Origin of the sequence: Neoaquamicrobium sediminum, from assembly GCF_040970315.1 — a bacterium.
In the GTDB taxonomy this organism is placed as follows: Bacteria; Pseudomonadota; Alphaproteobacteria; order Rhizobiales; family Rhizobiaceae; genus Aerobium; species Aerobium sediminum.
In genome coordinates this window covers 992,289-1,004,884 of sequence record NZ_JAZHFV010000001.1, presented here as the reverse complement: position 1 = coordinate 1,004,884, position 12,596 = coordinate 992,289, and the positions used below count along the sequence as shown (strand labels likewise).

General features: G+C 65.0%; 17 protein-coding genes. 13 read left to right on the top strand and 4 right to left on the bottom strand.

The genetic code is table 11. The features are described 5' to 3' along the window. Nucleotides 1–127 precede the first annotated feature (127 nt). The 4 genes from hrcA to V1479_RS04975 all read left to right on the top strand — a co-directional run bounded on the left by hrcA (nucleotide 128) and on the right by V1479_RS04975 (nucleotide 3,039). Complete coding sequence (hrcA, locus tag V1479_RS04990) at nucleotides 128–1,198, top strand: heat-inducible transcriptional repressor HrcA (protein WP_173187682.1); 1,071 nt, start codon at nucleotides 128–130, stop codon at nucleotides 1,196–1,198. A 13-nt stretch (nucleotides 1,199–1,211) separates the two neighbouring features. Continuing rightward, nucleotides 1,212–1,544: a putative quinol monooxygenase gene (locus tag V1479_RS04985; protein ID WP_368801909.1), complete on the top strand. Its 333-nt coding sequence runs from the start codon at nucleotides 1,212–1,214 to the stop codon at nucleotides 1,542–1,544. Between the two features lie 67 nt (nucleotides 1,545–1,611). After that, entirely contained in the window at nucleotides 1,612–2,289 is a 678-nt protein-coding gene (gene grpE, locus V1479_RS04980; protein ID WP_368801908.1) for a nucleotide exchange factor GrpE, read from the top strand. A 117-nt stretch (nucleotides 2,290–2,406) separates the two neighbouring features. Next, nucleotides 2,407–3,039 carry a trimeric intracellular cation channel family protein gene (locus V1479_RS04975; protein ID WP_368801907.1) on the top strand — a complete coding sequence of 211 codons (633 nt, stop codon included), beginning with the start codon at nucleotides 2,407–2,409 and terminating at the stop codon, nucleotides 3,037–3,039. A gap of 3 nt (nucleotides 3,040–3,042) precedes the next feature. Here V1479_RS04975 and V1479_RS04970 read toward each other — a convergent pair whose 3' ends face one another. Beyond that, nucleotides 3,043–4,035, bottom strand: a complete 993-nt coding sequence (locus V1479_RS04970; protein ID WP_173187690.1) for an adenosine kinase — start codon at nucleotides 4,033–4,035, stop codon at nucleotides 3,043–3,045. A gap of 161 nt (nucleotides 4,036–4,196) precedes the next feature. On the opposite strand from V1479_RS04970, the gene V1479_RS04965 reads away from it, so the two are divergent. Then, nucleotides 4,197–5,162 (top strand): helix-turn-helix domain-containing protein, encoded by a 966-nt coding sequence (locus V1479_RS04965; RefSeq protein ID WP_368801906.1) that lies wholly within the window; start codon nucleotides 4,197–4,199, stop codon nucleotides 5,160–5,162. A 331-nt stretch (nucleotides 5,163–5,493) separates the two neighbouring features. Here the strand turns inward: V1479_RS04965 and V1479_RS04960 are convergent, their stop codons facing one another. Further along, nucleotides 5,494–5,697, bottom strand: a complete 204-nt coding sequence (locus tag V1479_RS04960; RefSeq protein WP_368801905.1) for a hypothetical protein — start codon at nucleotides 5,695–5,697, stop codon at nucleotides 5,494–5,496. A 228-nt stretch (nucleotides 5,698–5,925) separates the two neighbouring features. On the opposite strand from V1479_RS04960, the gene V1479_RS04955 reads away from it, so the two are divergent. The 3 genes from V1479_RS04955 to V1479_RS04945 all read left to right on the top strand — a co-directional run bounded on the left by V1479_RS04955 (nucleotide 5,926) and on the right by V1479_RS04945 (nucleotide 7,867). Then, nucleotides 5,926–6,411: a hypothetical protein gene (locus V1479_RS04955; protein ID WP_368801904.1), complete on the top strand. Its 486-nt coding sequence runs from the start codon at nucleotides 5,926–5,928 to the stop codon at nucleotides 6,409–6,411. Between the two features lie 119 nt (nucleotides 6,412–6,530). Continuing rightward, a complete protein-coding gene (locus tag V1479_RS04950; RefSeq protein ID WP_368801903.1) occupies nucleotides 6,531–7,262 on the top strand; it encodes a sulfate transporter family protein in 732 nt (243 codons plus the stop codon). Between the two features lie 155 nt (nucleotides 7,263–7,417). Continuing rightward, nucleotides 7,418–7,867 (top strand): DUF2214 family protein, encoded by a 450-nt coding sequence (locus tag V1479_RS04945; RefSeq protein WP_368801902.1) that lies wholly within the window; start codon nucleotides 7,418–7,420, stop codon nucleotides 7,865–7,867. Here V1479_RS04945 and nth read toward each other — a convergent pair. Beyond that, a complete protein-coding gene (nth, locus tag V1479_RS04940; RefSeq protein WP_368801901.1) occupies nucleotides 7,861–8,625 on the bottom strand; it encodes an endonuclease III in 765 nt (254 codons plus the stop codon). The genes V1479_RS04945 and nth overlap by 7 nt on opposite strands. Nucleotides 8,626–8,646: 21 nt before the next feature. Between nth and V1479_RS04935 the strand changes: the two genes are divergently transcribed. From V1479_RS04935 to V1479_RS04915, 5 genes are all read left to right on the top strand, one after another. Continuing rightward, on the top strand, nucleotides 8,647–9,132 hold the full coding sequence (locus V1479_RS04935; RefSeq protein ID WP_368801900.1) for a DUF2244 domain-containing protein: 486 nt from the start codon (nucleotides 8,647–8,649) through the stop codon (nucleotides 9,130–9,132). A gap of 63 nt (nucleotides 9,133–9,195) precedes the next feature. Then, nucleotides 9,196–10,074 carry a methylated-DNA--[protein]-cysteine S-methyltransferase gene (locus V1479_RS04930; protein ID WP_368801899.1) on the top strand — a complete coding sequence of 293 codons (879 nt, stop codon included), beginning with the start codon at nucleotides 9,196–9,198 and terminating at the stop codon, nucleotides 10,072–10,074. 66 nt (nucleotides 10,075–10,140) lie between these two features. Continuing rightward, the gene (locus V1479_RS04925) at nucleotides 10,141–11,043 is read left to right on the top strand and encodes a ribokinase (protein WP_368801898.1); all 903 of its coding nucleotides are present in this window, start codon (nucleotides 10,141–10,143) and stop codon (nucleotides 11,041–11,043) included. Between the two features lie 45 nt (nucleotides 11,044–11,088). Further along, entirely contained in the window at nucleotides 11,089–11,703 is a 615-nt protein-coding gene (locus V1479_RS04920; protein ID WP_173187710.1) for a LysE family translocator, read from the top strand. Between the two features lie 20 nt (nucleotides 11,704–11,723). Continuing rightward, on the top strand, nucleotides 11,724–12,065 hold the full coding sequence (locus V1479_RS04915) for a winged helix-turn-helix domain-containing protein (RefSeq protein ID WP_368801897.1): 342 nt from the start codon (nucleotides 11,724–11,726) through the stop codon (nucleotides 12,063–12,065). Between the two features lie 4 nt (nucleotides 12,066–12,069). Here the strand turns inward: V1479_RS04915 and V1479_RS04910 are convergent, their stop codons facing one another. Then, a complete protein-coding gene (locus V1479_RS04910) occupies nucleotides 12,070–12,570 on the bottom strand; it encodes an MmcB family DNA repair protein (protein ID WP_173187714.1) in 501 nt (166 codons plus the stop codon). Nucleotides 12,571–12,596: the final 26 nt, after the last annotated feature.

Below are 12,596 nucleotides of genomic sequence, written 5' to 3'. Positions count from 1 at the left end.
TGTGCCGGGGCTTGTAGCGGCAGCAACGGCGCGACGCAAAGGAAAAGGCAAAAGGCACGCGACCTTCACAGCCGTTGCACCCACGCAGCCGACGATTATATCCTCCGTTGAACGAGGCAGACAGACAATGACCAAGCCAGTGATGGACCAGCAGTTGCAGTCGCTCGACGCACGCTCGCGCGACATCTTCCGGATGATCGTCGACAGCTACCTGCGCGACGGTGAGCCGTTGGGTTCGCGCAACCTTTCGCGGCTGTTGCCGCAATCGCTCTCACCGGCGACGATTCGCAACGTGATGAGCGATCTGGAACAGCTCGGGCTGATCTACGCCCCACACGTTTCGGCCGGACGGTTGCCCACCCAGCAGGGTCTGCGCTTCTTCGTCGACGCCTTCATGGAGGTCGGCGACCTTTCCGACGACGAACGCCGTGTGATCGACGCGCAGGTCAAGGCATCCGGCAGCGGCGCGACGCTGGAGCACATGCTGACCGAGGCGAGCCAGATGCTTTCCGGCATGTCGCGCGGCGCAGGCCTGGTGCTTGCGACCAAGAACGAGGTGCCGCTGAAGCATATCGAGTTCATCCAGCTCGAGCCGAAGCGCGCCCTAGCCGTGATGGTCTCGCAGAACGGGGATGTAGAAAACCGCGTCGTCGAACTGCCGGCCGGTGTCACCGCATCGCAGCTTCACGAAGCATCGAACTTCCTCAACGCCCACATCCGCGGCCGCACGCTGGCGGAGGCGCGATCGGAGATCGCCAAGCTCAAGGAGGAGACCAAGACCGCGCTCGACGCGCTGTCCCAGGACCTTGTGGAACGCGGGCTTGCAATCTGGGCCGGCGCGGAAAGCGGGCTGCCCGCGCGGCTGATCGTGCGGGGCCGGTCCAACCTTCTGGAAAACATAACGGCCGAGGCGGACCTCGACCTGCTGCGCCATCTGTTCGACGATCTGGAAACCAAGGAAGGGCTGATCCAGCTTCTCGATCTCGCAGAGGAAGGCTCCGGCGTGCGCATCTTCATCGGCTCCGAAAACAAGCTCTTCTCGCTGTCGGGCTCGTCGCTGGTGGTCGCGCCCTATCGCGACAAGGATGCCCGCGTCGTCGGCGCGCTGGGCGTGATCGGGCCGACACGGCTCAACTATGCCCGTATCGTGCCGATGGTGGATTACACCGCGCAGGTCATCAGCCGCCTGTTGCGCTAGCGAGGAACGGGACATGTACGGACTGATCGGCAGGATGCGGGCGGTGCCCGGCCAGCGCGACGCCCTTCTCGGCCTGCAGCTCGAAGGCAGCGGCGATATGCCCGGCTGCCTCAGCTACATCGTTGCCCGCGACCCCGCCGACGCCGATGCGATCTGGGTGACGGAGGTGTGGACTGACGAGGCCAGCCACAAGGCATCGCTTGCACTGCCTGCCGTTCAAGCCGCAATTGCCAGGGCACGGCCGCTGATCGCCGGCTTCGACAGCCATACGGTCACCGAGCCGGTGGCGGGCATCGGCCTGCCTAAAATAGGAACCTTTTCCCCTCCCCTTGCATCCGGCTCTTGATTTTCGCGCCCCGAACATCGATATCGGGCGCAACTTTCAAGAACCATTCCAAAGACGGGATCTGGCGATGAGCGAACAGCCAAAAGACGAACGCGCGCCCGAGCAAACCGCGGCAAAGAGCGAGTATGCCGAGACGGCTGCAACCGGTGAGGCCTTCCAGGCCGAAACGGAGGCCGATGCGCAGGGGCAGGCAGCCGATTATGAAGCTGTCGTGCGGCTGGTAAAGGAAAACGAGGAACTGAAGGACCGAGCGCTGCGGCTTGCGGCGGAGATGGAGAACCTGCGCCGTCGCACCCAGCGCGACGTGCAGGACGCCAAGTCCTATGCGATCGCCAATTTCGCGCGCGACATGCTGCAGGTGTCCGACAATCTGCGCCGCGCGCTCGACGCCATTCCGGCCGAGGCCAAGGCTGCGGGCGATGCCGGCTTCACCGCCCTGATCGAAGGGGTCGACATGACAGAGCGTGCGATGCTGTCGGCACTCGAGCGCCATGGCGTCAAGAAGCTGGAGCCGATCGGCGAAAAGTTCGATCCGCATTTCCATCAGGCGATGTTCGAGGTGCCCAATCCCGAAGTGCCGGCCAATACGGTCGTGCAGGTTGTGCAGACCGGCTACGTCATCGGCGAGCGCGTGCTGCGCCCGGCCATGGTCGGCGTGGCCAAGGGCGGCCCGAAACAGCCTGCCGAGCAGGCCGCGCCCGCAGAACCCGGCCCCCCGGACCCGCAAGCGGAAAAAGACGCCTGAACAGGACCATCGTCGTCCGATCGAAACTCGTCAGTGCGTCCTTCGAGGCTCTCGAACCGGCATTGCTACCTTCCACACGCCACGCCCTTCCGCTAGAGATCGTAGCGGGAGGTCGCGATGGACCAGATCATCTTCCTCGACTATGCCGGCGTCGCGGTGTTTGCCGCGACCGGCGCGCTCGCGGCATCGCGCAAGGAGCTCGATGTCATCGGCTTCCTGTTCCTGGCCGGCGTGACCGGCGTGGGCGGCGGCACGTTCCGCGATCTCATTCTCGACGTGCCGGTGTTCTGGGTGCAGAACCACGACTATCTGCTGGTCTGCGCTGCAATCGCGGTCGCCGTCTACTTCTCGGCTCACCTGATCGAGTCGCGCTACCGTCTGCTGCTGTGGCTCGACGCGGTGGGCCTTGCTGCCTATTGCGTGTTCGGCGCCTGGAAGGGGCTTGTCGTCACCGGTTCGGCGATGGTTGCCATCGTCATGGGCATGCTGACGGCCACCTTCGGCGGCATTCTGCGCGACATTCTTTCAGGCGAGCCATCGGTGCTGCTGCGTCCTGAAATCTACGTCACTTCGGCCATGGCGGGCGCAGTGACCTTTACGGTCCTCGACATCGCCGGCCTGCCGCTGCTTTTGTCGGCGGCGCCGGCCTTTCTCGTCGCGTTCGCCATTCGTGGCGGCGCATTGCGCTTCGGCTGGTCTTTCCCGCCCTACAAGAGCCGGCCCGGCCGGCGTCCGGAGGATATCCCGTGAGCGTCAGGCCAGCCGGTGCTGCTGGGCTTCCTCCAGCAGATTCTGGCGCGGGCGCGGGCCGATCTGCTGGATAACCAGCCCGGCGGCCAGCGAACCCAGCGCGCCGCAATCGGCAAGGCTGCGCCCGGCCGTATAACCGTACAGGAACCCGGCCGCATAGAGGTCGCCGGCACCTGTCGTATCGACCAGTTCGGCGATCTCGATGGCCTTGATCGGCACCGTTTCCTCGCCGCGAACGACAACCGAGCCGCGCTCTGAGCGCGTTACGGCGGCAACCTTGCAATCCCTGCGGATCTGATCCAGCCCGGCCTCGAACGAAGACGTCTGGTAAAGCGACTTCAGCTCGCTCTCATTGGCGAAAACGATATCCACCGTGCCGGAGCGCATCAGGTCGAGGAACTCGTCACGGTACCGATCGACGCAAAACGGATCGGATAGCGTCATCGACACTTCATTGCCGGCCGCATGCGCGTGGCGGGCCGCCATGCGGATCGCCTCCTTGGCACGCGGCGGGTCCCAAAGGTAACCCTCGAAATAGGTCACTTTGGCGCCGCTTGCCTTCTCGGCCTCCACATCTTCCGGTCCGAGTTCGACACAGGCGCCGAGATAGGTGTTCATCGACCGCTCGCCGTCCGGCGTGACGAAGATCATCGAGCGCGCCGTGGGTGGCTCCCCGGTCAGCGGCCTGGTGTCGAAAGCCACACCCTGCGCGCGGATGTCGTGCGTGTAGATCGTGCCGAGGTGATCATTCGACACCTTGCCGAAATAGGCAGCACGTGCGCCAAAGCTCGCAACGCCTGCGGCCGTGTTGCCCGCGCTGCCGCCCGACGCTTCGATCGCTGGCCCCATGCGGCTGTACAGAAGCTCGGCACGCTCGGCGTCGATGAGGTTCATCGCCCCCTTGATGATGCCGTTGTCGGTGAGGAACGCTTCGTCGCAGCGCGCGATGATGTCCACGATCGCATTGCCGATGCAGAGCACGTCGTACTGGCTCATGAATGTCTCCGAAGTGCCGACAAGCGGTCGCCTGCCAAGCATTGAACATCGGCCGGGTTTAGCCGCTGTGCCCCGAAATGCAAGTCCGCGCGCAAGAAGGCTGTTCATCCAAATCAAACTTGAGTATAGGCGCGCATCCTTTCTGACGTTACGGCAATCCTATGGCCGAAAGCTGGTCCTTTCATTTCGACGGCAAGCATCCCGAACGCCGCTATCGCAGCGGACGCGTGCAGTATCATGACGGCCCGTTTCAAGGCTGGATGGAAGGTTCGGAACTGCGACCGGGATTTCATCTCTATCGCATCAACGGCATTTCCACGCACCGCTATGACCTTGCTCCCAAGGGCGTGATGCAGCGCGGTTCGCTCGTTCTCGGCAATATGCTCGGAGGCGCCGGCTGCGTCAAAACAGGCGACGCTGAAGACCAGAGCTGGCGGGACGACCGCAACTTCTTCGCGCTAACGCCCGAGACGCCGGTTTCCTATCACATTCAGCCCGGCAAGACATGGAGCACAGTGGGTGTCGTACTCGAACCGCAGACGCTGGCGGAACTGACGGCCGGCGACGATCTGCCCGACCTCGCGCGCAACGCCATCGACGGCAAATCCCGCCCTTTCAGTATGATGCGCCCGCTAGACGGCCCGGCAACGGCGCAGCTCGCCGACGATCTCATCAACCTGAACTACCAGGGCAGGATGGGTGAGCTCTACCGCCAGGCCAAATCGATGGAGTTTCTGGCGCGCCTGCTGGATATGCTCGACACCCCGGTCGATGCGCGCGCCCTTTCAGCGCGCGAGAAGACACGTATACGCGAGGCTCGCGAGCGGCTGCTGGCCGATCTGCGCAATCCACCCGATCTGCACGAGCTCGCGCATTCCGTCGGCCTCAGCGCCAAGCGTCTCAATCAAGGCTTTCGGGCCGTATTCGGCACAACGGTGTTCGATCATCTGCGTGACGCAAGGCTGGACCGGGCGCGGCAGCTTATCGCAGAAGGCATCGACATGCCGCTGAAGCAGCTTGCCTGGGAGTTGGGCTACGGCCATCCGACAAACTTCATCAGTGCCTATCGGCGCCGCTTCGGCATCTCGCCTGCACGGCACCGGCGCGACGGTTTTCCCGAAGACTGACCTGCATCTCCCTCTGCCACCCTATGCGCGCGGGGCAAAAGCTATGCGTGCGTGAATTACCGTTGCCGATGTCGCGGCGCCGCGACTACTCGTCCGCCATCTGCGAGGCGGCTCCCCGGTCTGCTCGAGCCCCTCGCAGGCAATCGCAGGCGAGACGCAGATGGGCTGGTCAACAACCACTCGGCTTGCTTGCCCGAAGGGCCGGCCCGCACCGCGTCGGGTCGGCCCACAGGCAATTCTTGCGTGGATGCAACGGCCGAACCGCCGCGCCGCAACCCGCTCCTCAACTCATATGCACGGATCATGCTCATGAAAGCGTTCATCACTCCTTTCACGCCGCTGCCGGCGTTCCGCTCCGACAGAATTCCCAGACCACCCGTACGGTGGTTGCCATGAACAGGCTCGCAATCCTCGCGCTATGCACCTTGCTCGCCGGATGCAGCCAGACCTCGACGCCGGCTAGCCCCACCTCGGCCAGCAGCACCGCAGCAACGGCGGCAACATCGCGGACCCCAGCGCGCCAGGCTGCTTCCACTGCAAACGCCTGCGATACGGCAATCAGGAGCCAGGCCAACTCCGCAATGTTGGGTGGTGCGCTCGGTATGGTCGGGGGCCTCGGTGGTTTCGGGGGACGTGGCGGCATGGTTGCCGCGCAGGTCGCCTCGACCGCCGGCGGTGCGATAGCCAGATCCCAGCAAGCGCAAGCCCAGGCCAACGTGATGCGCGAATGCCAGTCACGACAGGGCTACTAGAGGGACCCCACATGAAACGGATAAAGTTTGCGCTGCTGACCGCGCTCGCATCGCTTTTCCTTGCCTCCTATGCAGTCGCACTGGAAAGCAGGCAGGCGGCTATCGTTGCCGACGTGCTGGAGAGACTGGCTTCGGAACGCGGCGAACCGGTCTATTACGACGAAGAGGCCGCTGACGACTGGCATGAATTCGACGCCGACGGTGACGGCCTCATTCCCGCTGCCGGCTTCACCCGCGAGAGCTGGCAAGTCGCCTACGAGCAGACGATGAAGGGTCTTATGGCACTGATGCCGCAGTCAGAATTCGACGCCATGTTCGGCAATGTCGAGGAGAAGGTCGCCGCGCTTCAGGGCCTGACCGCCGAACAGAAGCGCGAGCTGGCGGGCGACTTCATGGCTGAGGCGGAGCGGGTGAAGGCCTACAGGGCCGAAGGCGCGGCCTTTGCCGAAGCGGTGCGGCCCGTGGCCGGCCGGCTGCGCGCGCTCGGCGACCAGTAGCTCAAGCACGTTCGCCGAGGCGGCGGCGTCGTGCCGGGCCTCCGCATCCCTCAGTGCGGAGGCCCACTTCTTGCAGCGGAGGGAGCGGCTGCCTATCTGCGGATGATGCAGGTGCGCCCATGATCCTCCAAGCAGCATCCGCGGCTCTAGGCCGCCTGTTCACGCCCGAATTCCGTGCCGTCTTCTTCAAGACGCTGGGGCTCACCATTCTCGCGCTCATCGGCCTGTGGTTCGCGATCGGCGGCCTGTTCGACATGCTGGCGCTACCCACGCTCCAGGAGCTGATGCCCGACCTGCCGGGATGGGCGGCCTGGTTCGGCACCGCCGCGACATTCGTCGCCGGGATTATGCTGGCGCTGGGTCTCGGCCTTCTGATCGCGCCAGTGACCGCCGTCATCGCCGGCTTCTTCCTCGACGACGTCGCCGAGATCGTCGAACGCGAGGACTACCCGCATGACCCGCCCGGCAAGGCCCTGCCGATGATGACCGCGGCAATCGTCTCGGCCAAGTTCCTCGGCCTCGTCTTGCTCGGCAATCTCCTGGCGCTGCTTCTGCTGCTGGTGCCGGGCGTCAATCTGATCGCGTTCTTTGTCGTCAACGGCTATCTGCTCGGCCGGGAATTCTTCGAGTTCGCGGCCATGCGCTTCCGCAGCGAGGCCGATGCGAAAGCGCTGCGCCGCCGCAATGCCGGCACGGTGTTCGGCGCCGGGCTGTTGATCGCCGCCGTCCTGTCCGTACCCATCGTCAACCTGCTCGCGCCGCTGTTCGCCGCAGCGATGATGGTGCACCTGCACAAGCTGGTGTCGGTTCGCGAAAGCCGGTCCGCGGCTGCGGCAGCGCGCGCTTACTGACCGGTCAGTCGGTCCCGCCGTTCCACTTCATGTTCATGTAGACATCGCCACGCTTCAGCTCGTCCTGTCTGCGCAGCCACCGTGTCTTGACAGCGGAAAGATTCGTATCTATTCAATCTTTACGTTGTAAACATTTGTCCGAGGGGGCTTACCCGATGACCGATCTCATTCTGGCCATCCTCCATCACCTGCTCGTTTTTGCACTGTTTTCCATCTTCGCGGTTCAGATGGCTCTCGTGCGCCCCGGCCTTGGAGCTTCCACCGTCAGCCGCCTTGCGCGACTGGACGGCGCCTATGGCGGCATCGCGCTGGCGGTCATCATCGTCGGTTTCGCGCGGGCGATCTTCGGTCTCAAGGGATGGGACTACTACAGCACCTACTGGGTATTCTGGGCCAAAGTCGGCGCCTTTCTGCTGGTCGGCCTGCTGTCGGTGCCGCCGACGCTTCGCTTCCGCCGCTGGCTCGGCGCTGCCAGGGCCGACGCGGGCTACATCGTGCCGGACGACGAGATCGGCGCGGTTAGAACGTGGCTCGGCCGCGAAGGGCTGGTCCTGCTGTTGATCCCCATCCTGGCGGCGATGCTGGCGCGCGGTATCGGCTACTGAGCAAACGGCTCGGGATCGCCGATTGGCACCAGCGGCGCGGGGGTGGAAGTCGTCTTTTCCGGCGATTTGCAGATGTCGGCGATGACGCAGGCCGGACAGTCCGGCTTGCGCGCCTTGCAGACGTAGCGGCCGTGCAGGATCAGCCAATGGTGCGCGTGGCGCATATACTTGTCGGGGATGATGCGCACGAGCGTGTCTTCCACCTGCTCGGGCGTTTTGCCCGGGGCCAGGCCGATACGGTTGCCGATCCGCAATATGTGGGTGTCGACCGCCATGGTCGGCTGGCCGAAGGACATGTTGAGCACCACATTCGCGGTCTTGCGGCCGACGCCGGGCAAGGTCACCAGCTCCTCGCGCGTCTGTGGCACCTCGCCGCCGAAATCGCGGATCAGCGCGTCCGATAGCGCGATGACGTTGCGGGCCTTGTTGCGCCAGAGCCCGATGGTGCGAATGTGTTGACCGACCGCCTCCTCGCCCAGCGCAAGCATCTTTTCGGGCGTATCGGCGACTGCGAACAGCGCCCGCGTGGCACGATTGACGCCGGCATCCGTCGCCTGCGCCGACAGCACCACCGCGACCAGCAGCGTGAACGCATTGACATGCTCGAGTTCGCCCTTCGGCTCGGCGCGCTGCACCGAAAAGCGGCGGAATATCTCGTCGATCTCGTGCGGCGTGTAGAGGGTCCGGCGGCGATGGCTTGCGGCGGGCCGCTTGGGCTGCGACGCCGCGGCCGCCTTTTTGCTCTTGGGCTTTTCCATGGGCACTCTATACTCCGTGCCATGGACGAAACGAAAGCCGCAGACGAGCCGATTTTCCGCGCGCTGCTGACCCCCTACCGCTCATTGGGACGGACGGGTTTCATCGTGCTGATGAGCGTACTCGGAGCGGTCTGGCTCAGCACCGGCCTGTTCTTCATGTCGATAGGCGCATGGCCGGTCTTCGGCTTCTTCGGGCTCGACATGGTGGCAATCTATGTCGCCTTCCGGCTGAACTACCGCGCCGCGCGGGTGCGTGAGGAGGTGTCGGTGTCACGCAGCGCGCTCGACATCCGCAAGATCGCGCCGTCCGGTCGCACCGAGGCACACCATTTCAACCCCTTTTGGACACGGTTCCGCGTCGCGCGCCACGCCGAGATCGGCATCACCGACATGGCCGTCGAGGGCGAGGGAAAGCGGGTGGGAATCGGCTCGTTCCTCAACCCGGACGACCGCGAGAGTTTCGCAACCGCCTTCGGCCGCGCGCTCGCCACGGCCAAGGCCGGATAAGGCAGGAATCGGGTGGCGAAGACGACCGCGCAAAACGATATTGGCGTTCAAGGAGATTTTGCCATGAACGCACAGACCGCCATCCTGCAACGCGACGTGACGCCGGTCGGCAACGACTACGAGGTCGTTCGGCGCGCGATCGAAAAGATCAGCCTCGACTATCGCGACCAGCCATCGCTGGAAGAGCTCGCGGCGGATGTCGGTGATACCCCGACCGGGCTGCAGAAGCTGTTTACCCGCTGGGCCGGGCTGTCGCCCAAAGGTTTCCTGCAGGCCGTCACGCTCGACCACGCCCGACGGCTGCTCGACCAGGGCATGCCGCTTCTCGACACCGCCTTCGAGGTCGGCATGTCGGGGCCGGGCCGGCTGCATGACCTCTTCGTCACCCATGAGGCAATGTCGCCCGGCGACTACAAGAGCCGCGGCAAGGGCCTGATCATCCGCTACGGCTATCACCTGTCGCCGTTCGGCATCGCGCTCGTCATGGTGACCGATCGCGGGCTTGCCGGCCTTGCCTTCTGCGACCACGGCGGAGAGCGGGCCGCGTTCGAGGATATGTCCGGGCGCTGGCCGAACGCGACCTATGTCGAAGACCTTTCGGCAACGACGCCCTATGCCGGGCGCGTCTTCGAACCGTCGCGCTGGCGGGCCGACGAGCCGTTGCGCGTGGTGCTGATCGGAACGGACTTCCAGGTCCGCGTCTGGGAAGCGTTGCTCAAGATCCCGATGAACCGCGCGCGCACCTATTCGTCGATCGCGGCCGAAATCGGCAATCCGACTGCAAGCCGGGCCGTTGGCGCGGCCGTTGGGGCCAATCCGGTTTCCTTCGTGGTGCCCTGCCATCGGGCGCTGGGCAAGTCGGGCGCCCTCACCGGCTACCACTGGGGCCTGACGCGCAAGCGCGCCATTCTCGGCTGGGAGGCTGGACAGGTCGCAAGCTGACCGGTCTTACTCCACGCCTGCAAATCGGCTAAAGCCTCCCCGGACATCATCCAGGGAGGCTTTTTCGTGATAACCGTCATCGGCTCCGCCAATCTCGACCTGATCGCCACCGTCGATCGCCTGCCCCGGCCGGGCGAAACGGTTCCGGGCGACGGCTTCTCCACGGCGCCTGGCGGCAAGGGCGCCAATCAGGCGCTCGCCGCGCGGCGCGCCGGCGCGGATGTGCGGATGGTCGGGGCGGTCGGTCAGGACGCCTTTGCGGAGCAGGCGTTGGCGCTGCTGCAGGAGGGAGGCGTCGACCTGTCCCAGATGCGCCGGGCCGAGACCGCGACGGGTATCGCCGTGATCCTGGTGGAAGCCGCGGGCGAGAACGTGATCGCGATCGTGCCCGGAGGCAACGGTACGGTTTCACCTTCCGACGTCGCGGCAGCAAAGCTGTCGGCCGACGATTTCCTGATGATGCAGCTCGAAATCCCGCTCGACGCAGTCGAAGCGGCGCTTGCCGCGGCACGACTGGCCGGCGCACCGTCGATGCTCAACACCGCGCCTTTCCGCGCCGAGGCCAGTGGGCTGCTCGCCGAGGCGGACTATGTTGTAGCCAACGAGACCGAGTTCGACCTCTACGCCGAAGCGCTCGACCTCGCTGGCGACGAGCGCGAAGCCAGGATGCGCGATTTCTGCGCACGCACCGGGCGCATCGTTGTCGTCACGCTGGGTGCGGAAGGCGTCATGGCCGCCACGCCGGACGGCGTTGTTCGCGCGCGCGGCCTCGCCATCACGCCGATTGATACGGTGGGCGCAGGCGACACCTTCTGCGGTTATCTGGCTGCCAGCCTTGAGCGGGGGCTTGAGCTTGAAGAGGCGCTGCGGCGCGCGGCAGCCGCCGGCTCGCTTGCCTGCCTGAAACCCGGCGCACAGCCGGCCATACCCTTTGCCGCCGAGATCGACGAGGCGCTGAAAGCGAATTGAACCACATCCGGACTCGTGCAAGCTTGCGCCTTCCGGAGGACGTCCATGAACCCTGAAGCCTATTTCGCCTATCTCGCCGTCTGTCTGGTCGCGATCATCGTTCCCGGCCCGACCAACACGCTCATCGTCGCCAACGGCATGCGCCACGGCACCAGGGCGGGGCTGCTCAACGTCGCCGGAACGCAGGCGGGGCTGGCGCTGATGCTGGCGATCGCGGGTTTCGGGCTGACATCGGTGGTCGAGACCGCCGGTCACTGGTTCGAATGGATCAAGTTGCTGGGCGCGGCCTATCTGATCTGGGTCGGATGGCAGATGATCCGTGCCGGCGGCCGCATCGATAATTCACCAACGGCCCGCAAGCCGCGCGGCGGCTTTTTCATGCAGGGTCTGCTGGTCTGCCTCGGCAATCCCAAGCAGCTTCTGTTCTTTGGCGCGCTGCTGCCGCAGTTCATCGATCCGGCGGCCGACCACGCGATGCAGATCGCGATCCTCGGCGTCACCGCGCTTTCGCTCGCCGCCCTTTGCGACGGCGCCTATGCGCTCGCTTCCGGCCGGATCGGCCGCGCGCTTTCCGAGCGCGTCGTCAGAACCATTACCCGCGTCAGCGGCGGAATGCTGATCGGCGGCGGGCTCTGGCTCGCTTTCTCGCGGGCGAAATAGGACCGCTGGAAAGGAAAGACGTGCCGTCGCTCAGCCTGCGCATCAATCTCGATCCCGAAGGTCGCATCGGGCCGGGCAAGATCGAACTCCTGGAGCATATCGCATCCTTCGGCTCGATCTCGGCCGGCGCCCGGCAGATGAACATGTCCTACAAGCATGCCTGGGACCTCGTGGAGGAGATGAACCAGCTCTTCGGCAAGCCGGTGCTCGACACGCAGAAAGGCGGCCAGCGAGGCGGCGGCGCGCAACTGACCCCGACAGGCCTCGCGCTCGTCAGCCGGTTTCGCGCGATCGAACGGGCGGCTCTCGCCGCAGCCGAGCCGCATATGGCCGCGCTTCAGTCCGAAATCGGCGAGGACTGATGCCCTATTCGCTTTCGCCATCGAGGGCAGGGATGGCCACGCCTGCGATTTCTGCCGCTGTCAGCCGGGCAGCGCCGGCGCGCGCGATCCGCAGCATCAGCGCCTTGCGGGTCGCAGGCGGCAGCCTGTGCTCCGGCGCATCGCGCAGGATCTCCGCGCCGTAACCGTCTGAGAGGATGAAACCGCATTCGTCCGGGAAAATCCCGGCCGGCACTTCCGGATGCGTGGCGAAGAAGAAGCGGTCGGAATGGAGCCGGTATTCCGGCCATTTGCGATCGACCCGGAAATCCTCGATCGAGGACTTGATCTCGATGATCCAGATGTCGCCCTTGCGCGTCAGCGCAACGAGATCGGCTCGACGACCGGACGCCAGCGATATTTCGGGGATCACGGAGGCGCCCATTTCCATGAGCAGGCGCTGGACGCCGCGACGCACCACCATGGCGCGCTCGGACTGGCGTCCGTCGGCCAGGGGATTGACGAGAATCGGGGAGATGATCGGCATGAAGCGAGAATGCCATCAAAGGCGTC

Coding starts and splice junctions, on each gene's coding strand:
- hrcA (WP_173187682.1), top strand. CDS start 128: ATGACCAAGCCAGTGATGGACCAGCAGTTGCAGTCGCTCGACGCACGC.
- V1479_RS04985 (WP_368801909.1), top strand. CDS start 1,212: ATGTACGGACTGATCGGCAGGATGCGGGCGGTGCCCGGCCAGCGCGAC.
- grpE (WP_368801908.1), top strand. CDS start 1,612: ATGAGCGAACAGCCAAAAGACGAACGCGCGCCCGAGCAAACCGCGGCA.
- V1479_RS04975 (WP_368801907.1), top strand. CDS start 2,407: ATGGACCAGATCATCTTCCTCGACTATGCCGGCGTCGCGGTGTTTGCC.
- V1479_RS04970 (WP_173187690.1), bottom strand. CDS start 4,035: ATGAGCCAGTACGACGTGCTCTGCATCGGCAATGCGATCGTGGACATC.
- V1479_RS04965 (WP_368801906.1), top strand. CDS start 4,197: ATGGCCGAAAGCTGGTCCTTTCATTTCGACGGCAAGCATCCCGAACGC.
- V1479_RS04955 (WP_368801904.1), top strand. CDS start 5,926: ATGAAACGGATAAAGTTTGCGCTGCTGACCGCGCTCGCATCGCTTTTC.
- V1479_RS04950 (WP_368801903.1), top strand. CDS start 6,531: ATGATCCTCCAAGCAGCATCCGCGGCTCTAGGCCGCCTGTTCACGCCC.
- V1479_RS04945 (WP_368801902.1), top strand. CDS start 7,418: ATGACCGATCTCATTCTGGCCATCCTCCATCACCTGCTCGTTTTTGCA.
- nth (WP_368801901.1), bottom strand. CDS start 8,625: ATGGAAAAGCCCAAGAGCAAAAAGGCGGCCGCGGCGTCGCAGCCCAAG.
- V1479_RS04935 (WP_368801900.1), top strand. CDS start 8,647: ATGGACGAAACGAAAGCCGCAGACGAGCCGATTTTCCGCGCGCTGCTG.
- V1479_RS04930 (WP_368801899.1), top strand. CDS start 9,196: ATGAACGCACAGACCGCCATCCTGCAACGCGACGTGACGCCGGTCGGC.
- V1479_RS04920 (WP_173187710.1), top strand. CDS start 11,089: ATGAACCCTGAAGCCTATTTCGCCTATCTCGCCGTCTGTCTGGTCGCG.
- V1479_RS04910 (WP_173187714.1), bottom strand. CDS start 12,570: ATGCCGATCATCTCCCCGATTCTCGTCAATCCCCTGGCCGACGGACGC.